The following is a 19,592-nucleotide window of genomic DNA, read 5'->3' on the forward strand; positions in this document are numbered from 1 at the left end:
GCAGACCTCAGAAGTGGATCACGCTGCGGATGCTCTTGCCTTCATGCATCAGGTCGAAGGCCTTGTTGATGTCTTCCAGACCCATCGTGTGGGTGATGAAGGTGTCCAGCGGGATCTCGCCTTTCTCGGACATTTCCACGTAGCTCGGCAGCTCGCTGCGGCCACGTACGCCGCCGAACGCCGAACCACGCCAAACCCGACCGGTAACCAGCTGGAACGGACGCGTGGAAATTTCCTGGCCGGCACCGGCCACACCGATGATGACCGACTCACCCCAGCCCTTGTGGCAGCATTCCAGGGCGGCGCGCATCAGTTGAACGTTGCCGATGCACTCGAAGGAGAAGTCCACGCCACCATCGGTGAGGTCGACGATCACTTCCTGGATCGGGCGATCGTAGTCTTTCGGGTTGACGCAATCGGTAGCACCCAATTGGCGGGCGATTTCGAACTTGGCCGGGTTGATGTCGATGGCGATGATACGCGAGGCCTTGGCCTTGACCGCACCGATCACGGCCGACAGGCCAATGCCACCGAGGCCGAAGATGGCCACGGTATCACCCGGCTTGACCTTGGCAGTGTTGAGCACCGCGCCGATACCGGTGGTGACGCCGCAGCCCAGCAGGCAGACCTTTTCCAGTGGTGCTTCTTTCTGGATCTTGGCCACGGAAATTTCCGGCAGCACGGTGTATTCGGAGAACGTCGAGGTGCCCATGTAGTGGAACAGCTGCTGGCCCTTGTACGAGAAGCGCGTGGTGCCGTCCGGCATCAGGCCCTTGCCCTGGGTGGCGCGGATGGCCTGGCACAGGTTGGTCTTGCCCGAGAGGCAGAACTTGCACTTGCCGCATTCCGGGGTGTACAGCGGGATGACGTGGTCACCCACGGCGAGCGAGGTCACCCCCTCGCCTACCGCTTCGACGATGGCACCGCCCTCGTGGCCGAGGATCGACGGGAAGATACCTTCCGGGTCAGCACCGGACAGGGTATAGGCATCGGTGTGGCAGACACCGCTGGCGACCACGCGCAGCAGCACTTCACCGGCCTTTGGCATGGCCACGTCGACTTCGACGATTTCCAGGGGTTTCTTGGCTTCGAAGGCTACGGCAGCACGGGACTTGATCATCAAAGGTCTCCAGACAGTGGATCGATTCAGTCTTGCAGTGTAATTCAGCGCCTTTTGATGAATAATCAGGCCAAAGACAAAACATTATTGCCACACAGGGATAATCGATGAGCAGCCGATGGGAAGGCATCGACGAATTTGTCGCCGTGGCCGAATCGGGCCAGTTCACTGCCGCCGCCGAACGCCTTGGGGTTTCCTCATCGCACATCAGCCGGCAGATCGCCCGGCTGGAGGACCGCCTGCAAACGCGCCTGCTGTATCGCAGCACCCGCCGGGTAACCTTGAGCGAAGCCGGGCAGACCTTCCTGCAGCATTGCCAGCGCTTGCAGGATGGCCGCGAGGAAGCGCTGCGCGCCATGGGCGACCTGGCCAGCGAACCGAAGGGCTTGTTGCGCATGACGTGCGCAGTGGCCTACGGCGAGCGCTTCATAGTGCCGCTGGTGACGCGATTCATGGCGCTGTACCCGCAGCTGCGCGTGGATGTGGAACTGAGCAACCACACCCTCGACCTGCTGCATGAAGGCATGGACCTGGCCATCCGCCTGGGCCGCCTGGCCGACTCTCGCTTGGTGGCTACCCGCCTGGCGCCAAGGCGCATGTACCTGTGCGCCTCGCCGGCCTATCTTGAGCGCTATGGCCGGCCACACAGCCTGTCGGAGCTGGCGCGGCACAATTGCCTGGTGGGGAGTTCGGACTTGTGGGCACTACAGCAGGATGGCCGTGAGATCAGCCAGCGGGTACAGGGTAACTGGCGCTGCAACAGTGGCCAGGCAGTGCTGGATGCGGCGCTGCAAGGGATCGGGTTGTGCCAGTTGCCGGATTACTACGTGCTGGAACACCTGAACAGTGGTTCACTGGTGTCGCTGCTGGAGGCGCACCAACCGCCGAATACGGCGGTATGGGCGCTGTATCCGCAGCAGAGGCACCTGTCGCCGAAGGTACGGCGGCTGGTGGATTACCTGAAGGAGGGGTTGGCAGGGTTGCCGGAATATCGTTTCGGCTGACGGGATGTGCTGCAGGTACTGGCCTCTTCGCGGGTGAACCCGCTCCTACGACGGCCTGTGTCCAACCACCGGTGTGTGTCTACCACCGTGTAGGAGCGGGTTTACCCGCGAAGAAGCCGGCCCAGGAGAACGCTCAGCGTTTACCCGCCCAGCGCTGGCGCAACCATTCGAGATCTTCGGGCCGGGTCACCTTTATGTTGTCACTGCGCCCTTCCACCAGCCGCGGCGCCTGACCGGACCATTCGATGGCCGAGGCTTCATCGGTCACCACCACATCCGACACCAGGCACTCAGCCAGCGCCCGGTGCAACGCTCCAAGGCGGAACATCTGCGGTGTGTACGCCTGCCAGATCGTGCTGCGATCCACGGTAGCACTCACTCGGCCATGGCTGTCGGCACGCTTGAGGGTGTCGCGCGCCGGCACCGCCAGCAGGCCACCCACCGGGTCGTTCGCCAGCTCCGACAACAGTTTGTCCAGATCGCTGCGCGCCAGGTTCGGCCGCGCAGCATCGTGCACCAGCACCCAGTCGCTGTCCCCCGCACCCTGGGCATGCAGCACCAGCAAGGCGTTAAGCACCGAGTCAGCGCGTTCACGCCCGCCCGCCGCGCACTGGATGCGGGGGTCGCTGGCGCAGCGCAGGCCAGGCCAGTACGGGTCGTCTTCGGCAATGCTGACCACCACGCCCTTGAGCGCAGGGTGGCCAAGAAAACAGTCGAGGCTGTGCTCGAGAAGGGTCTGCCCAGCCAGCTCCAAGTATTGCTTGGGGCGGTCGGCAGCCATGCGGGCACCTACACCCGCAGCAGGAATCACGGCCCAGAAGGCCGGCAAGGTATCGATCATTTCTGTGGCAACTGGAAGAGGGTTTCGCCCTCTTTGACCATCCCCAATTCATGGCGGGCCCGCTCTTCAACGGTCTCCATGCCTTTTTTCAGCTCTAGCACTTCAGCATCGAGCACACGATTACGCTCGAGCAAGCGCTCGTTTTCGGCATGCTGATCGGCAATCTGCTGCTTCAATTCGGTCACTTGCGCAAGGCTGCCGTTACCCACCCACAGGCGGTACTGCAGGCCACCCAACAGCAAGAGCAGAACGAGGAACAACCAATAGGGACTGCGCATCACGTTATCCAGGTTAAAAAGGCTGCCGCGTACTTTTTACTTCGGGGCCTCGAATAGCACGAAGCCTGGCCGAGGCCAGGCTTCGTCGACAGAAACCCGTTAGTACGTAGGAAAGTTCAGTACGAACGTTCCTACAACTCCGGCTGCTGCCTTTTTACCATCTCTTGCTTAGCCGCGAAACTCGGCACGACCGCGGTAAACCGCTTTGGCGCCCAGTTGCTCTTCGATGCGCAGCAGCTGGTTGTACTTGGAAACGCGGTCGGAACGGCACAGCGAGCCCGTCTTGATCTGGCCAGCAGCAGTACCCACAGCCAGGTCGGCAATGGTCGAGTCTTCGGTTTCACCGGAACGGTGCGAGATCACTGCAGTGTAACCAGCAGCCTTGGCCATCTGGATGGCTTCCAGGGTTTCGGTCAGCGAGCCGATCTGGTTGAACTTGATCAGGATCGAGTTACCGATGCCCTTCTCGATGCCTTCCTTGAGGATCTTGGTGTTGGTCACGAACAGGTCGTCACCGACCAGCTGGACTTTTTCACCGATCTTGTCAGTGAGGATTTTCCAGCCAGCCCAGTCGGACTCGTCCAGGCCGTCTTCGATCGAAATGATCGGGAAACGCTCGGTCAGGCCTTTCAGGTAGTCGGCGAAGCCTTCGGCGTCGAACGACTTGCCTTCGCCGGACAGGTTGTACTTGCCGTCTTCGTAGAATTCGGAAGCCGCGCAGTCCAGGGCCAGGGTCACGTCGGTGCCCAGCTTGTAGCCGGCTTTTTCGACAGCTTCAGCGATGGCGCCCAGGGCGTCTTCGTTGGATGCCAGGTTAGGGGCGAAACCACCTTCATCACCTACGGCGGTGTTCAGGCTACGGGCCTTCAGTACAGCCTTGAGGTGGTGGAAGATTTCGGTACCCATGCGCAGGCCGTCAGAGAAGGTCTTGGCGCCAACTGGCTGAACCATGAACTCCTGGATGTCGACGTTGTTGTCGGCGTGCTCGCCACCGTTGATGATGTTCATCATCGGAACCGGCATCGAGTACTGGCCCGGGGTGCCGTTCAGGTTGGCGATGTGCGCGTACAGCGGCAGGTCCTGGTCCTGTGCAGCAGCTTTGGCGGCAGCCAGGGAAACAGCCAGGATGGCGTTGGCGCCCAGCTTGGCCTTGTTCTCGGTACCGTCTAGTTCGATCATGGCGCGGTCCAGAGCCTTCTGGTCGGAAGGATCCTTGCCCAGCAGCAGGTCACGGATCGGACCGTTGATGTTGGCGACAGCCTTCAGCACGCCCTTGCCCAGGTAACGGCTCTTGTCGCCATCACGCAGCTCCAGCGCTTCGCGCGAGCCGGTAGAAGCACCGGACGGCGCGCAAGCGCTGCCGATGATGCCGTTGTCGAGCAGTACATCGGCTTCCACAGTGGGGTTGCCACGCGAATCGAGAACTTCACGACCTTTGATGTCGACGATTTTTGCCATTGTTGTAAGCACTCCAGAATTTGACGAAAACAACTTAGCTTAGGAAATTCTTGCCGTTCACCGGGCGAACTTGCTTTGGGCAGGCCTGATGAAGGGAGCCCCTGACCGACTGGTCAGGGGTGGATCGGGCGGTACTTTACCCGAGAAATGAGCTTTACGCGGTTTCTACCGTCGGAAAACTTTTCACCAGGTCGTCCAATTGCTTGAGCTGGACCAGGAACGGCTCCAGTTTATCCAGGCGCAGGGCGCATGGGCCGTCGCACTTGGCGTTGTCCGGGTCGGGGTGGGCTTCGAGGAAAAGCCCGGCCAGGCCCTGACTCATGCCGGCCTTGGCCAGGTCAGTGACCTGAGCCCGACGACCGCCGGCGGAATCGGCGCGGCCACCCGGCATCTGCAGGGCGTGGGTCACGTCGAAGAACACCGGGTACTCGAACTGCTTCATGATGCCGAAGCCCAGCATGTCGACCACCAGGTTGTTGTAGCCGAAGCTCGAACCACGTTCGCAGAGTATCAACTGGTCGTTACCGGCCTCTTCGCACTTGGCCAGGATGTGTTTCATTTCCTGAGGTGCGAGGAACTGAGCCTTCTTGATGTTGATCACCACGCCGGTCTTGGCCATGGCCACCACCAGGTCAGTCTGCCGCGACAGGAAAGCCGGCAGCTGGATGATGTCGCATACCTTGGCGACGGGCTCGGCCTGGTAAGGCTCGTGCACGTCGGTGATCACCGGCACGTTGAAGGTGCGCTTGATCTCTTCGAAGATCTTCAGCCCCTCTTCCATGCCAGGGCCACGGTAGGACGTTACCGACGAACGGTTGGCCTTGTCGAAGCTGGCCTTGAACACGTACGGGATACCGAGCTTCTCGGTAACCCGCACGTACTCTTCGCAGACCTTCATCGCCAGGTCACGGGATTCCAGAACGTTCATGCCGCCGAACAGGACGAACGGCTTGTCGTTGGCGATCTCGATGTTACCGACGCGAATGATCTTCTGGGTCATCGATCAGGCCTTGTTCTTCTGGGCCAGGGCTGCCTTGACGAAACCACTGAACAGCGGGTGGCCGTCACGCGGGGTGGAGGTGAACTCCGGGTGGAACTGGCAGGCGACGAACCATGGGTGGTCCTTGGACTCGACCACTTCCACCAGCGCGCCGTCTTCGGAACGGCCGGAAACCACCAGACCAGCGTCCACCAGTTGTGGCAGCAGGTTGTTGTTCACTTCGTAGCGGTGACGGTGACGCTCGGTGATCACGTCCTTGCCGTAGCAGTCGTGCACCTTGGAACCGGCAGCCAGCTGGCAGTCCTGTGCGCCCAGGCGCATGGTGCCGCCCAGGTCGGAAGCCTCGTCGCGGGTCTCGACGGCACCGGTGGCATCGGCCCACTCGGTGATCAGGCCGACCACTGGGTGGCCGCTGTTACGGTCGAACTCGGTGGAGTTGGCGTCTTTCCAGCCCATCACATTACGGGCGAATTCGATGACGGCCACCTGCATGCCCAGGCAGATACCCAGGTACGGCACCTTGTTCTCACGGGCGTATTGCACCGCGGTGATCTTGCCTTCCACACCGCGCAGGCCGAAACCGCCCGGTACCAGGATGGCATCGGCGCCTTCGAGCAGGCTGGTGCCCTGGTTCTCGATGTCTTCCGAATCGATGTAGCGCAGGTTGACCTTGGTCCGGTTGGTGATGCCGGCGTGGCTCATCGCTTCGATCAGCGATTTGTACGCATCCAGCAGCTCCATGTACTTGCCGACCATCGCGATGGTCACTTCGTGCTCCGGGTTGAGCTTGGCATCGACTACCTTGTCCCACTCGGACAGGTCGGCGCCATTGCACTGCAGGCCGAAGCGCTCGACGACGAAGTCGTCCAGGCCCTGCGCGTGCAGTACGCCCGGGATCTTGTAGATGGTGTCGACGTCTTCCAGCGAAATCACCGCACGCTCTTCAACGTTGGTGAACAGCGCGATCTTGCGACGCGACGAAGCATCGACCGGGTGGTCGGAGCGGCAGATCAGCACGTCAGGCTGCAGGCCGATGGAGCGCAGCTCCTTGACCGAGTGCTGGGTCGGCTTGGTCTTGGTTTCGCCAGCGGTGGCGATGTACGGGACCAGGGTCAGGTGCATCAGCATGGCCCGCTTGGAGCCCACTTCGACACGCAGCTGGCGAATCGCCTCGAGGAACGGCTGCGACTCGATATCACCCACGGTACCGCCGATCTCCACCAGGGCCACGTCGGCATCGCCGGCACCCTTGATGATGCGACGCTTGATTTCGTCGGTGATGTGCGGGATGACCTGGATGGTCGCGCCCAGATAATCACCACGACGCTCTTTGCGAAGCACGTGCTCGTAGATACGGCCGGTGGTGAAGTTGTTGTTCTGGGTCATGGTGGTGCGGATGAACCGCTCGTAGTGCCCCAGGTCGAGGTCGGTCTCGGCGCCATCGTGGGTGACGAACACTTCACCGTGCTGGAACGGGCTCATGGTGCCCGGGTCGACGTTGATGTACGGATCCAGCTTGAGCATGGTGACCTTCAGGCCCCGCGCTTCCAGGATGGCCGCCAGGGAAGCCGAGGCAATGCCTTTCCCCAATGAAGAAACAACACCGCCCGTGACGAATATGTAGCGCGTCATGAAAAACCCTAGAAGTCTGCGTTAAGGCGGCCAGCGCCGCCGGAGAAAGCGAAGGAAGGCCGAAGCCCCCGATCACCTGCGTCAATCACAGTGCATCTCGAAAAACTGCCGCGTCTGTACAGCCAGGGTATACCCGGCATGGCGTTCGCTCGTCATTTCCAGAATCAGCTCGGCAAAAAACTGCTTGGTAATCGGCAACTCCTGTGTTTTCGCGGAACCCACAGAAGTTGTATCAAGAAGGGAGGGTAGTCTACCGGAATGTACCCTTCAGCTCAAACCTTGCGCGTTCGTCGGTAACTGCCAGTGCAGTTGGCAATCCGCCTGCACCAGCCCGGGCAGGTTGGCCACCGCCAGCAGGCGTTCGCCGTGATACAGCAACGGCAGGCGCGAGCGCAGGAAATGCGGCACCTGCTGTTCGTTGAGCAGGCGCTTGAGGTCCCGCCGGCCACGGCCGGGAACCGCCAGCATTTCACCACCCTGACGGTAGGCAATGCGCAACCCGCTCGGCACGGCTGCGCCAACAAGACGCACGCAACCATTGCCGGGCAACCGCAACGGCCCATCAGGGTCGGGCCAGGCCAGCGAGCCAGCCGGTTGCTGTAGCCAATCACCGCTCAGCCACCAGATGCGCCCGTGGCTACGCACCAACCGTCCATCGGCAAGCCGCCAGACTGGCCGGGCATCGGCAGCGGCATCGCGCAGGTCTGCCCAGCCGGCCCAGTGCCGGGTATCGGGCAAACGGGTGCGCTGGCTCAGCCAGTACTGCAAGGCATTGCGCTGACGGGCCGGCGATAACGCCAGCAGGGCGGCCAGGTCGAGGGAATCCAGCCCCGGCCAGGCGATGGGCGCCCCCTTGCCCGCAAGCGCCAGATCCTCTTGGGCCAATTCGTCCAGCAAACTCAGCGCCTCGCCCAGATGCTCTGCTGCACGGGCGAAGTTCTGGCTGGCCTGTGGCCAACGTTGCTGCAAGTGCGGCATCACTTCGCCGCGCAGGTAGTTGCGGGCGAATTGTGTGTCGAGGTTTGACGGGTCTTCGATCCAGGTCAGCCCTTGGGCTTGGGCATAATCCTGCAAATGTTGCCGGGAACAGGCCAGCAACGGCCTGACCAGGCGGCCCTGCCCCAGCGTCCGCTGCCCCGGCATTGCCGCCAGGCCACGCAGGCCGGCGCCGCGCAACAGGCGGAACAGCAGGGTCTCGGCCTGGTCGTCGCGGTGCTGGCCGGTGAACAGGATATCGCCCGGGCCGAGCACTTGCCTGAAGGCGGCATAGCGCGCATCTCGGGCCGCCTGTTCCAGGCTGGCGCCTGGGGAGACCTGGACGTGGATGACCTGGAGTTCAACGTCGAAATTGTCGCAGATGGCTTGGCAGTGGGCGGGCCAGGCGTCGGCAGCAGCTTGCAGGCCGTGGTGGATATGGATGGCGCGCAGCGGGGGGGATGCGTGGTTGCGGGCGTATTCGGCCAGCAGGTGCAGGAGGACGGTGGAATCGAGGCCGCCGGAGAAGGCGACGTGCCAGGTGGGGGCGTTGAGCCAAGGAGTGAGGTTGATCATCTAGCCCTCGCTCGATTCCAGAAAGCATTCGCGGGCATGCCCGCTCCCACACGTAAGGCGCAAGCCTCAAGGGCAGCGCAATACCTGTAGGAGCGGGTTTACCCGCGAACACCGGCGAAGCCGGTGCCATCAATCACAAGGGCCGCAAAACGGCCCCGGGGCAAATCAGAATCAGAGGCCGTAGCTCATCAGGCGCTCGTAACGACGGGCCAGCAGCGCATCGTTGTCGAACTTGCCGAGCATGTCCAGCTGCTGCACCAGATCGGCACGGATGCTTTCGGACATCTTGGCCGGATCACGGTGGGCGCCGCCCAGCGGCTCCTGGATGACCTTGTCGACAATGTTCAGGCTCTTCAGACGCTCGGCGGTGATGCCCATGGCCTCGGCCGCATCTGCTGCTTTATCGGCAGTTTTCCACAGAATCGAAGCACAGCCTTCCGGCGAGATCACCGAGTAGGTGGAGTACTGCAGCATGTTCAGTTGGTCGCACACGCCAATGGCCAGTGCACCACCGGAACCACCCTCACCAATCACGGTAGCGATGATCGGGGTTTTCAGGCGTGCCATGACCCGCAGGTTCCAGGCGATGGCTTCACTCTGGTTGCGCTCTTCGGCGTCGATGCCCGGGTAGGCGCCCGGCGTGTCGATGAAGGTCAGGATCGGCATCTTGAAGCGTTCGGCCATTTCCATCAGGCGACAGGCCTTGCGGTAGCCTTCCGGGCGCGGCATGCCGAAGTTGCGACGCACTTTCTCGCGCACTTCACGGCCCTTCTGGTGGCCAATGACCATGACCGGCTTGCCGTCCAGGCGCGCAGTACCACCCACGATGGCGGCGTCGTCAGAGAAGTGACGGTCCCCGTGCAGCTCTTCGAACTCGGTGAAGATGTGCTCCAGGTAGTCCAGGGTGTAAGGACGACGCGGGTGACGGGCCAGGCGGGCGATCTGCCAGCTGGTCAGGTTGCCGAAGATGCTTTCGGTCAGGGTGTTGCTCTTGTCTTGCAGACGGGCAATTTCATCGCTGATGTTCAGCGAGTTGTCGTTGCCCACCAGGCGCAGGCCTTCGATCTTGGCTTGCAGGTCGGCAATCGGCTGTTCGAAGTCGAGGAAATTCGGGTTCATAGTCATCCGTCTTGGGTCTACGGCCAGGCGGCCGGCCGGTTGATCCGTTTGGCGCCATACCTTAAGGGATCAGGCGCATTCAGGTCGAGATTAAATTTTTGTCGGTTCAACGATATTGCAGGAAGACGTTCTCACGCCCGAACTGGTCACGCAGCGCCTGAATCAGCCCATCGGCCGGGTCGATCGCCCACTGCTCGCCAAACTGCAGCATGGCCTTGGCGTCACTGCCGGTGTACTCCAGCGTGATCGGGCAGGCACCGCGATGGCGGGTGATCAGCTCGCCCAGCCACTTCAGCCGGTCGCCCTTCAGTGCGTCGTGCGCCACCTTCAGGCGCAGGCTCTCGGCCAGCTTGGTGCGTGCGTCTTCCATGGTCATGACCTGCTTCACCCGAAGGCGCAAGCCCCCGGAGAAGTCGTCATTGCTGACTTCGCCTTCCACCACCACCATGGCATCGGTCTGCAGCAAGGACTGTGCCGCCATGAAGGCATCGGCAAACAGCGATGCCTCGATTCGCCCGGAACGGTCATCCAGGGTGACGAAGCCCATCTTGTCGCCCTTCTTGTTCTTCATCACCCGCAGGGCAATGATCATGCCCGCGATGGTCTGGGTTTCGCGCGACGGCTTGAGATCGACGATGCGCTGGCGGGCGAAGCGGCGGATCTCGGTCTCGTACTCGTCGATCGGGTGGCCGGTGAGGTACAGGCCAAGGGTGTCTTTCTCCCCCTTCAGACGCTCTTTGAGGGTGAGCTCGCGCACCTTGCGATGGTTGGCATAGACGTCGATATCTGCCGCGTCGAACATGCTGCCGAACAGGTCGACATGACCACTGTCAGCGGTGTGCGCAGCCTGCTCGGCGGCCTTGATGGCCTCGCCCAGCGCCGACAGCAAGGTTGCCCGGTTGATGTCGATGTTGGCGTGGTAGGCCTTGATCTCGTCATGGAAGTGCGGGCCAAGGCGGTCCAGCGCGCCACTGCGCACCAGCGCATCAAGGGTACGCTTGTTGACCCGCTTGAGGTCGATGCGTTCACAGAAATCGAACAGGTCCTTGAACGGACCGCCTTGGGCACGCGCCTCGACAATCGCCTCCACCGGGCCTTCGCCGACACCCTTGATGGCGCCAAGGCCGTAGACGATACGGCCGTCGTTGTTGACGGTGAACTTGAAGTCCGAGAAGTTCACGTCCGGCGCGTCGAGGCGCAGCTTCATGCTGCGCACCTCCTCCACCAGCACCACCACCTTGTCGGTGTTGTGCATATCCGCCGACAGGACCGCGGCCATGAACGGCGCCGGGTAGTGGGTTTTCAGCCAGGCGGTCTGGTACGACACCAGGCCATAGGCGGCGGAGTGGGATTTGTTGAAGCCGTAGCCCGCGAACTTCTCTACCAGGTCGAAGATGTTACCGGCGAGGTCCGCATCGATATTGTTGGCTACGCAACCTTCGATGAAACCACCGCGCTGCTTGGCCATTTCCTCGGGCTTTTTCTTACCCATGGCCCGGCGCAGCATGTCGGCGCCACCCAGGGTGTAACCCGCCATCACCTGGGCGATCTGCATCACCTGTTCCTGGTACAGGATGATGCCGTAGGTCGGCGCCAGCACCGGCTTGAGGCCTTCGTACTGGTAGTCGGAGTGCGGGTAGGCCAGCTCGGCGCGGCCGTGCTTGCGGTTGATGAAGTCGTCCACCATGCCCGATTGCAGCGGGCCCGGGCGGAACAGCGCAACCAGTGCGATCAGGTCTTCCAGGCAGTCGGGTTTGAGCTTCTTGATCAGCTCCTTCATGCCACGCGATTCAAGCTGGAACACCGCCGTGGTTTCGGCCTTCTGCAGCAGCTCGTAAGTCTTGCGGTCGTCCAGCGGGATGAAGTCGATGTTGAGGTCGGGCAGGTTCTTCTTGGCCTGCTCGCGATTGATGATCTCCATCGCCCACTTGATGATGGTCAAGGTACGCAGGCCGAGGAAGTCGAACTTCACCAGGCCGGCGGCCTCGACGTCATCCTTGTCGAACTGGGTTACCAGGCCACCGCCCTCTTCATCACAGGCGATCGGCGAAAAGTCGGTGAGTTTGGTCGGTGCGATAACCACACCACCGGCGTGCTTGCCGGTACCCCGGGTCACACCCTCCAGCTTCAGGGCCATGTCCCAGATTTCACGGGCGTCTTCATCGCCCTTGAGGAAGTCACGCAGGATTTCTTCCTGCTCGTAGGCCTTCTCCAGGGTCATGCCCACTTCGAAGGGGATCATCTTCGACAGGCGGTCGGCCAAGCCATAGGATTTGCCTTGCACCCGCGCCACGTCACGCACCACCGCCTTGGCGGCCATGGTACCGAAGGTGATGATCTGGCTCACCGCATTACGGCCGTAGGCCTCGGCCACGTAGTCGATCACCCGGTCACGGCCGTCCATGCAGAAGTCGACGTCGAAGTCGGGCATGGAAACACGTTCAGGGTTGAGGAAGCGCTCGAACAGCAGGTCGTAGGCCAGCGGGTCGAGATCGGTGATCTTCAGTACATAGGCCACCAGCGAACCAGCACCCGAACCGCGGCCCGGGCCAACCGGTACATCGTTGTTCTTGGCCCACTTGATGAAGTCCATAACAATCAGGAAGTAACCGGGGAAGCCCATCTGGATGATGATGTCCAGCTCGAACTTCAGGCGGTCCAGGTAAACCTGACGCTTTTCTTCGTAATTGGGCGTGGTCTCTTTCGGCCACAGTACGGCCAGGCGCTCTTCCAGGCCTTCGTGGGCCACATGCCTCAGGTAGTCGTCGATGCCCATGCCGTTGGGCGTGGGGAAGTCAGGCAGGAAGTACTTGCCCAGCTGCACCTGGATGTTGCAGCGCTTGGCAATTTCGACGGTGTTGGCAATGGCGTCGGGCAGGTCACTGAAGAGCTCGGCCATTTCCTCGGCCGACTTCAGGTACTGTTGGTCGCTGTAGCAACGCGGACGGCGCGGGTCATCGAGGGTCCAGCCCTCGCCGATACAGACGCGGGTTTCGTGGGCGTCAAAGTCCGCCTGCTTGATGAAACGTACGTCGTTGGTAGCCACCAGCGGGGCGCCAAGCTTGTCGGCCAATGCCACCGCCGCGTGCACGTATTCTTCGTCGCGTGCGCGATTGGTGCGCTGCACTTCAACGTAGAAGCGCTCGGGGAACATGCCCATCCAGTCCTGAAGAAGCGCTTCGGCTTCGTCTTGCCGACCCGCCAGCAGCGCCATGCCAATGTCGCCCTCCTTACCCGCGGACAGGGCAATCAGGCCCTCGCTGGCAGGGGCGATCCATTCACGCTGGAGGATGACCAGGCCATTGCGCTGGCCATCGGTCCAGCCGCGCGAGATCAGTTCGGTGAGGTTGCGATAGCCCTTGGGGTCCATGGCCAGGAAGCAGATGCGCGACAGCGGGGCATCCGGGTCGGCACCGGCCAGCCACAGGTCGGCACCGCAGATCGGTTTGATGCCGGCGCCCATGGCAGTCTTGTAGAACTTCACCAGCGAGCACATGTTGCTCTGATCGGTGATCGCGACCGCCGGCATGTTCATCCCGGTCAGCGCCTTGGCCAGCGGTTTGATCCGCACCAGGCCGTCGACCAGCGAGAATTCGGAGTGGACGCGCAGGTGAACGAAGGGAACCGACATGGAAGATCCTGTAGCAGAGCTTAACGACAAGGGCGGGATTGTAGCCTAACTAGGGGCTTTTTTTGGGGCTGCTTTGCAGCCCTTCGCGGGCACGCCCGCTCCCACAGGTACGGCCCCGCTGCTCAGACCGAAGAATCCTGTGGGAGCGGGCGTGCCCGTGAAGGGCCGCAAAGCGGCCCCAATGGTCAGATCAGGGAATCGGTGACGCCTTCGCGCGCTTCCCAGGCCGCCCGCACCGGGGCGAAGGAGCGCCGATGAATGGGCGTAGGCCCAAGGCGTGCCAACGCCTCCAGATGCACCGGGGTCGGGTAGCCCTTGTGCCCGCCAATGCCATAACCCGGGTAGATCAGTTCGAACGCACTCATTTCCCGATCACGGGTCACCTTGGCCAGGATCGATGCCGCCGCAATGGCCGGCACCTGGCTATCCCCCTTGACCACCGGTGCTGCCGGCACCGCCAGCTTCGGGCAGCGATTGCCATCGATCAGGGCCAGCTTCGGCGTAATGTGCAAGCCCTCCACTGCCCGCTGCATGGCCAGCATGGTGGCCTGCAGGATGTTCAGGCTGTCGATTTCCTCGACTTCGGCGCGGGCGATGCAGAAGCTCAAGGCCTTTTCGCAGATCTCGTCGAACAGCGCCTCACGCCTGGCTTCGGTGAGTTTCTTCGAATCGTTCAGACCGAGAATCGGCCGCGCGGGATCAAGAATCACTGCCGCCGTTACCACCGCGCCGCACAGGGGGCCACGGCCCACTTCGTCAACGCCGGCGACCAGGTCTTCTACCAGGTTGAAGTCCAGTCCAATTTGCATGTCAGCGGTCCTTGAGCAGGGCCAGTACCGCCTCGGCCGCCTGATTGGAGGCGTCACGGCGCAGGGTGCGGTGAATTTCGTCGAAACGTTCGGTCTGCTGGCTTCCATCGCGCACCAGCGGCGCCAGGGTGTTGGCCAGCGCTTCGCTGGTAGCGTCGTCCTGCAGCAACTCGGGCACCAGCTCTCGCTGGGCCAGCAGGTTCGGCAATGACACGTAAGGGCTTTTCACCAGGCGCTTGAGAATCCAGAAGGTCAAGGGCGCCAGGCGGTACGCCACCACCATCGGCCGCTTGTACAGCAGCGCCTCAAGGGTGGCGGTACCCGAGGCGATCAGCACCGCGTCACAGGCCGCCAGGGCTTGGTGCGACTGGCCATCAAGTAGGGTCAGCGGCAGTTGGCGCCCTTCAAGCATCTGTTCGATCTGGGCGCGCCGCGTGGCGTTGGCGCAGGGCAACACGAAGCGCACACCGGGCACTTGTTGGCAGAGGCGCTCGGCGGCGTCGAGGAACAGCGCGCCCAGGCGCCCTACTTCGCCACCCCGGCTGCCCGGCATCAACGCCACCACCGGCCCCTCGCCCAGGCCCAGCGCGACGCGCGCGGCCGGGCGGTCGGCTTCAAGCGGGATGGTGTCTGCCAGCGGGTGGCCGACAAAACGCACTGGCACACCCTGCTCTTCGTAGAACCGTGCCTCGAACGGCAACAGCGTCAGCATCAGGTCGCAGCCTTCGCGGATCTTCAGCACGCGCTTCTGCCGCCAGGCCCACACTGACGGGCTGACATAGTGCACGGTCTTGATCCCGGCCTGGCGCAGCTTCAGCTCGATGTTGAGGGTGAAGTCAGGGGCGTCGATGCCGATGAATACGTCGGGCTTTTCTTCGATCAGGGTCTGGATCAGCAGCTTGCGGCGCTTGAGCAGCTCGCGCAGACGCCCCAGTACCTCGACCAGCCCCATGACGGCCAGGCGTTCCATGGGGAAATAGGATTGCAGGCCCTCGGCCTCCATCAAGGGGCCGCCAACCCCGATGAAACGCACGTCGGGGTGGCGTGCCTTGAGGGCACGCATCAAGCCTGAACCAAGAATATCGCCACTGGCCTCACCCGCGACCAGCGCTACGCAAAGCTGAGCCATATCAGCGCGTGATGCCGCGAGCGGAGCTCAGGATCGACTGACGGAACAGCTCGACCTCAGGGTGTTGCGTGGCCGGTTCGGCCAGCTCCTTGAGCGCGTCTTCGACGGTCAGGCCCTGACGGTAGACAATCTTGTAGCAACGACGCAGCACATGGATCACCTCGTCGCTGAAACCGCGGCGGCGCATGCCCTCGAAGTTCATGCTGCGGGCTTCGGCCGGGCTGCCGAACACGGTAACGAAGGCCGGAACGTCCTTGCCAATGGCCGTGCCCATGCCGGAAAACGCGTGGGCGCCAATGTGGCAGTACTGGTGCACCAGGGTGTAACCGGACAGGATCGCCCAGTCACCCACATGTACATGACCTGCCAACGCCGTGTTGTTGACCAGGATGCAGTGGTTGCCGATGACACTGTCGTGGCCAATGTGGGCATAGGCCATGATCAGGTTATGGTCACCTACGGTGGTTTCCGCGCGGTCCTGAACAGTACCGCGGTGGATGGTCACCCCTTCGCGAATCACATTGTGATCGCCGATCACCAGGCGCGTCGGCTCACCCTTGTACTTAAGGTCCGGGGTGTCTTCACCGATCGAGGAAAACTGAAAGATACGGTTGTGCTTGCCGATGCGGGTCGGGCCTTTGAGCACAACATGCGGGCCGATAACGGTGCCCTCCCCGATTTCTACATCAGGGCCAACGATCGACCAAGGGCCGACCTCGACGCCGTCGGCCAGCTTGGCCGACGGATCGATAATGGCCCGAGGATCAATCGAATTCATAGGGAGCGTTCCGCGCAGGTGATTTCTGCCGAGCAGACCGGCTTGCCATCGACAAGGGCGCGGCACTCGAACTTCCAGATCATGCTTTTACGGCTGAGGAACTTGGCTTCCAGCACAAGCTGGTCACCCGGCAGAACCGGCTGACGGAAACGCAGTTTGTCGGAACCGACAAAGTAGTACAGGGTGCCATCGGCCGGCTTGGCATCGAGCATCTTGAAACCAAGGATGCCGGCCGCCTGGGCCATGGCTTCGATGATCAGGACACCCGGCATGATCGGGTGTGCCGGGAAGTGGCCATTGAAAAACGGCTCATTGATGCTGACATTCTTGTAGGCACGAATGCTCTGGGCCTCGAAGTCCAGATCCGTCACACGGTCTACCAGCAGGAACGGGTAGCGGTGAGGCAGGTATTCGCGAATCTCGTTGATGTCCATCATTTCGGTGGGGAAGCCTGTAATAAGAATAGGGAGCGCAGGTGCTGACCACACGCTCCTTTTGCAATCCAAAGAGGAGCCAGCTAGCGACTGTTCACTCTTGCTCAGGGAATGGTATCAGCCTTCTGATGTCGGCAGGCCACCTGAGGTCACGGTATCGACGCGTTTTTCCAGCTGCTGGAGACGCTTGGCCATGTCGTCCAGGTGGCGGATACGCGCGGCGCTCTTGCGCCAGTCAGCCAGCGGCTGCATGGCAGTGCCGGAAGAATAGGAACCCGGTTCAGTGATCGAACGGGTAACCATGGTCATTCCGGAAACGAAAACGTTATCGCAAATATCGATGTGCCCAACCAGCCCCACACCACCGGCCAGCATGCAGTGCTTGCCGATGCGCGTGCTGCCGGAGATTCCGACGCAAGCGGCCATGGCAGTGTGATCACCGATCTGCACGTTGTGAGCGATCTGGATCTGGTTATCCAGCTTGACCCCGTCGCCGATCCGGGTGTCGGACAGCGCGCCACGGTCAACAGCAGTATTGACGCCGATCTCCACGTCATCACCAATGGTGACGCCGCCGATCTGTGCAATCTTGCGCCAGATGCCCTTCTCGTTGGCAAAGCCGAAGCCCTCGCCGCCGATCACGGCACCCGACTGGATGACCACACGCTTACCGATGGTCACGTCGTGATACAGCGTGACCCGCGGTGCCAGCCAACCACCTTCACCGACCACACAGCGGGCACCGATGAAGCAGTGTGCGCCGATGCTGACGTTGGCGCCGATGCGCGCACCACTTTCGATGACCGCGAACGGCCCGATGCTGGCGCTGGCGTCCACCTGGGCATCTTCCGCCACCACGGCGCTGGGATGTATTCCCGCCTCAGCCTTGGGTTTGGGATCGAACAGGTGGGAAATCCGCGCGTAAGCCAGGTACGGGTCTGCCACGATCAGGGTATTGCCGGCAAAGCTTTCGGCATCCGCAGCCTTGAGCAGCACCGCGCCGGCCTGGCTGTTATCCAGGTACTTGCGGTACTGCGGGTTGGCGAGGAAGCTCAACTGCGTCGGGCCAGCCTCTTGCAAGGTGGCCAGCCCGGTAATCTGCAGCGCCTCGGGCCCCTTTAGGGTAGCTCCGAGTACCTCGGCCAGCTGGCCTAGCGTCATGGTCACACTCATATCAACGGGCTTGGTTCATGCGCTCGATGACTTGGCGGGTGATGTCGTACTGAGGTTTGACATCGATGACCGCACCACGCTCGAGGACCAGGTCGTAGCCGCCCTTCTTGATCACTTCCTCGACAGCACCATCCAGCTTCGGCTTCAGTTGCTTGAGCATGTCGCGATCAGCAACGGCCTTGGCTTCGTTCAGTTCCTTGGACTGGAACTGGAAATCGCGGGCCTTTTGCTTGAACTCGAGCTCCAGGCGCTCACGCTCCTGCTGCTGCATCTTGTCGCCGCCCTTGATCAGACGGTCCTGGATGCCCTTGGCACTGCTTTCCAGGCTTTTCAGCTTGGTCAGTTGCGGACCGAATTTCTTCTCGGCATCAACCGCATACTTCTTGGCAGCATCCGACTCGAGCAGGGCCATCTGGTAGTTCAGGACGGCAACCTTCATTTCGGCGAAAGCCGGGGTGGCGACCAGCGCCGCGGCCACTACGGCCAATTGAGCCAATTTACGCACGATGCACTCCTGGATAAACCGTTGTCATTAAGCAAGGGCCGACCTTAGAAGGTCTGGCCCAGAGAGAATTGGAACACCTGGGTATCGGCATCGTCCGGCTTCTTGACCGGCATTGCCAGGCTGAAGCTCAGCGGGCCCAGTGCGGTAATCCAGGTCACGCCCAGGCCGACCGAACTGGCCATGCCCGAGAATCCGACCTTCTCGCAATCAGGTTTGTTGCCGCAATTGGTGTCGAACACGTTACCCACGTCCCAGAACACGGAAGTGCGCAGTGAACGCTGGTCCTTGACGAACGGCAGCGGGAACAGCAGCTCGGCACCGCCTTGTACCAGCACGTTACCACCAAACGGCAACGGATCCTGATCCGGGTCGGCGATGGTGCCTGGCTTGCCACCTGCGGCCTCGCCGATGCTCGGGGTACTGCGCGGGCCCAGGCTGCTGTCCTTGAAGCCACGGACGGAGTTGAAACCACCTGCGAAATAGTTCTCGTAGAACGGCAGACCGGAGGTGCTACCGTAACCATCACCATAGCCCAGCTCGGTATGCAGGCGCAGGGTGTAGTCGCTGGTGATCGGCTTGAACAGCTGGCCACGGTAGTCAAGCTTGAAGAACGACAGGTCGCTGCCCGGAACGGTGGACTCCAGGGTCAGGCTTTGCGAGTGACCACGGGTGGCCAGTACGCCTTTGTTCAGGGTCGACTCGGACCAGCCGATCGAGGCCTTGAAGTTCAGGAAGTTGTCACCTTCCTGCTCGAGGAAGTCGAAGATCTCGTCAACGGTGTACTTGCCGGTCTTGATCTTGTCCTGCTGCACGCTCAGGCCGTAGGTCAGGCGCGAGGTTTCGCTGATCGGGTAGCCCAGGCTGACGCCGGCACCGTAGCTGTCCACCGCATAGCTGGCAACGTCGACGTCGAGGTCGTCGTAATCGGTGCTGCGGTAGAAGGCGTTGTAGCCCAGGCTGACGCCATCGGCGGTGAAGTAGGGATCAACGAAGCCGAAGTTGTAACGGGTCTGGTATTCCGAACGGGTCAGGCCGATGGATACCTTGTTACCAGTACCGAGGAAGTTGCTCTGGCTGATCGAACCACCCAGGATCAGGCCGGCGCTCTGGGCGAAACCGACGCTGGCGGT

Annotated in this window: 17 protein-coding genes; 1 reads left to right on the forward strand and 16 read right to left on the reverse strand. The window is 61.8% G+C overall.

Annotated features, from left to right (window positions below; genetic code table 11):
* Positions 1–7: 7 nt before the first annotated feature.
* Positions 8–1,120: an S-(hydroxymethyl)glutathione dehydrogenase/class III alcohol dehydrogenase gene (locus QYE47_RS21350; protein WP_014592131.1), complete on the reverse strand. Its 1,113-nt coding sequence runs from the start codon at positions 1,118–1,120 to the stop codon at positions 8–10.
* A gap of 107 nt (positions 1,121–1,227) precedes the next feature.
* On the opposite strand from QYE47_RS21350, the gene QYE47_RS21355 reads away from it, so the two are divergent.
* Positions 1,228–2,124, forward strand: a complete 897-nt coding sequence (locus tag QYE47_RS21355; RefSeq protein WP_014592132.1) for a LysR substrate-binding domain-containing protein — start codon at positions 1,228–1,230, stop codon at positions 2,122–2,124.
* 133 nt (positions 2,125–2,257) lie between these two features.
* Here the strand turns inward: QYE47_RS21355 and ispD are convergent, their stop codons facing one another.
* The 15 genes from ispD to bamA all read right to left on the reverse strand — a co-directional run.
* On the reverse strand, positions 2,258–2,965 hold the full coding sequence (ispD, locus tag QYE47_RS21360) for a 2-C-methyl-D-erythritol 4-phosphate cytidylyltransferase (RefSeq protein ID WP_014592133.1): 708 nt from the start codon (positions 2,963–2,965) through the stop codon (positions 2,258–2,260).
* Positions 2,962–3,243 carry a cell division protein FtsB gene (gene ftsB / locus QYE47_RS21365; protein WP_004576849.1) on the reverse strand — a complete coding sequence of 94 codons (282 nt, stop codon included), beginning with the start codon at positions 3,241–3,243 and terminating at the stop codon, positions 2,962–2,964. Before ftsB ends, ispD begins: the two co-directional genes overlap by 4 nt.
* A gap of 168 nt (positions 3,244–3,411) precedes the next feature.
* Complete coding sequence (gene eno / locus QYE47_RS21370) at positions 3,412–4,701, reverse strand: phosphopyruvate hydratase (RefSeq protein WP_070384290.1); 1,290 nt, start codon at positions 4,699–4,701, stop codon at positions 3,412–3,414.
* Positions 4,702–4,855: 154 nt separating this feature from the next.
* Positions 4,856–5,701 (reverse strand): 3-deoxy-8-phosphooctulonate synthase, encoded by an 846-nt coding sequence (gene kdsA, locus QYE47_RS21375; RefSeq protein WP_010952685.1) that lies wholly within the window; start codon positions 5,699–5,701, stop codon positions 4,856–4,858.
* A gap of 3 nt (positions 5,702–5,704) precedes the next feature.
* Positions 5,705–7,333 (reverse strand): CTP synthase, encoded by a 1,629-nt coding sequence (locus tag QYE47_RS21380; RefSeq protein ID WP_012270851.1) that lies wholly within the window; start codon positions 7,331–7,333, stop codon positions 5,705–5,707.
* A 267-nt stretch (positions 7,334–7,600) separates the two neighbouring features.
* Positions 7,601–8,884, reverse strand: coding sequence for a tRNA lysidine(34) synthetase TilS (tilS, locus tag QYE47_RS21385; protein ID WP_070384291.1), 1,284 nt, complete (start codon positions 8,882–8,884; stop codon positions 7,601–7,603).
* 171 nt (positions 8,885–9,055) lie between these two features.
* Positions 9,056–10,003: an acetyl-CoA carboxylase carboxyltransferase subunit alpha gene (locus QYE47_RS21390; RefSeq protein WP_003252323.1), complete on the reverse strand. Its 948-nt coding sequence runs from the start codon at positions 10,001–10,003 to the stop codon at positions 9,056–9,058.
* Between the two features lie 106 nt (positions 10,004–10,109).
* A complete protein-coding gene (dnaE, locus tag QYE47_RS21395; protein ID WP_014592135.1) occupies positions 10,110–13,634 on the reverse strand; it encodes a DNA polymerase III subunit alpha in 3,525 nt (1,174 codons plus the stop codon).
* A gap of 185 nt (positions 13,635–13,819) precedes the next feature.
* Positions 13,820–14,443: a ribonuclease HII gene (rnhB, locus tag QYE47_RS21400; RefSeq protein ID WP_003252319.1), complete on the reverse strand. Its 624-nt coding sequence runs from the start codon at positions 14,441–14,443 to the stop codon at positions 13,820–13,822.
* A gap of 1 nt (position 14,444) precedes the next feature.
* Entirely contained in the window at positions 14,445–15,572 is a 1,128-nt protein-coding gene (gene lpxB, locus QYE47_RS21405) for a lipid-A-disaccharide synthase (protein WP_014754275.1), read from the reverse strand.
* A 1-nt stretch (position 15,573) separates the two neighbouring features.
* Positions 15,574–16,350, reverse strand: coding sequence for an acyl-ACP--UDP-N-acetylglucosamine O-acyltransferase (gene lpxA / locus QYE47_RS21410; protein ID WP_010952681.1), 777 nt, complete (start codon positions 16,348–16,350; stop codon positions 15,574–15,576).
* Entirely contained in the window at positions 16,347–16,787 is a 441-nt protein-coding gene (gene fabZ, locus QYE47_RS21415; protein WP_003252314.1) for a 3-hydroxyacyl-ACP dehydratase FabZ, read from the reverse strand. The genes lpxA and fabZ overlap by 4 nt, the downstream gene beginning before the upstream one ends.
* 114 nt (positions 16,788–16,901) lie before the next feature.
* Complete coding sequence (lpxD, locus tag QYE47_RS21420) at positions 16,902–17,957, reverse strand: UDP-3-O-(3-hydroxymyristoyl)glucosamine N-acyltransferase (RefSeq protein WP_014592137.1); 1,056 nt, start codon at positions 17,955–17,957, stop codon at positions 16,902–16,904.
* A 1-nt stretch (position 17,958) separates the two neighbouring features.
* Entirely contained in the window at positions 17,959–18,462 is a 504-nt protein-coding gene (locus QYE47_RS21425) for an OmpH family outer membrane protein (RefSeq protein ID WP_003252311.1), read from the reverse strand.
* Positions 18,463–18,506: 44 nt separating this feature from the next.
* On the reverse strand, positions 18,507–19,592 hold a 1,086-nt coding region (gene bamA, locus QYE47_RS21430), incomplete at its 5' end, for an outer membrane protein assembly factor BamA (protein ID WP_301159127.1).

The sequence above is a fragment of the Pseudomonas sp. 2,4-D genome, from assembly GCF_030418155.1.
GTDB classification, from domain to species: domain Bacteria; phylum Pseudomonadota; class Gammaproteobacteria; order Pseudomonadales; family Pseudomonadaceae; genus Aquipseudomonas; species Aquipseudomonas alloputida.

Bases quoted from the DNA above. Each gene is read 5' to 3' on its own strand.
- QYE47_RS21350 (WP_014592131.1), bottom strand. From the start codon at position 1,120: ATGATCAAGTCCCGTGCTGCCGTAGCCTTCGAAGCCAAGAAACCCCTG.
- QYE47_RS21355 (WP_014592132.1), top strand. From the start codon at position 1,228: ATGAGCAGCCGATGGGAAGGCATCGACGAATTTGTCGCCGTGGCCGAA.
- ispD (WP_014592133.1), bottom strand. From the start codon at position 2,965: ATGATCGATACCTTGCCGGCCTTCTGGGCCGTGATTCCTGCTGCGGGT.
- ftsB (WP_004576849.1), bottom strand. From the start codon at position 3,243: ATGCGCAGTCCCTATTGGTTGTTCCTCGTTCTGCTCTTGCTGTTGGGT.
- eno (WP_070384290.1), bottom strand. From the start codon at position 4,701: ATGGCAAAAATCGTCGACATCAAAGGTCGTGAAGTTCTCGATTCGCGT.
- kdsA (WP_010952685.1), bottom strand. From the start codon at position 5,701: ATGACCCAGAAGATCATTCGCGTCGGTAACATCGAGATCGCCAACGAC.
- QYE47_RS21380 (WP_012270851.1), bottom strand. From the start codon at position 7,333: ATGACGCGCTACATATTCGTCACGGGCGGTGTTGTTTCTTCATTGGGG.
- tilS (WP_070384291.1), bottom strand. From the start codon at position 8,884: ATGATCAACCTCACTCCTTGGCTCAACGCCCCCACCTGGCACGTCGCC.
- QYE47_RS21390 (WP_003252323.1), bottom strand. From the start codon at position 10,003: ATGAACCCGAATTTCCTCGACTTCGAACAGCCGATTGCCGACCTGCAA.
- dnaE (WP_014592135.1), bottom strand. From the start codon at position 13,634: ATGTCGGTTCCCTTCGTTCACCTGCGCGTCCACTCCGAATTCTCGCTG.
- rnhB (WP_003252319.1), bottom strand. From the start codon at position 14,443: ATGCAAATTGGACTGGACTTCAACCTGGTAGAAGACCTGGTCGCCGGC.
- lpxB (WP_014754275.1), bottom strand. From the start codon at position 15,572: ATGGCTCAGCTTTGCGTAGCGCTGGTCGCGGGTGAGGCCAGTGGCGAT.
- lpxA (WP_010952681.1), bottom strand. From the start codon at position 16,350: ATGAATTCGATTGATCCTCGGGCCATTATCGATCCGTCGGCCAAGCTG.
- fabZ (WP_003252314.1), bottom strand. From the start codon at position 16,787: ATGATGGACATCAACGAGATTCGCGAATACCTGCCTCACCGCTACCCG.
- lpxD (WP_014592137.1), bottom strand. From the start codon at position 17,957: ATGAGTGTGACCATGACGCTAGGCCAGCTGGCCGAGGTACTCGGAGCT.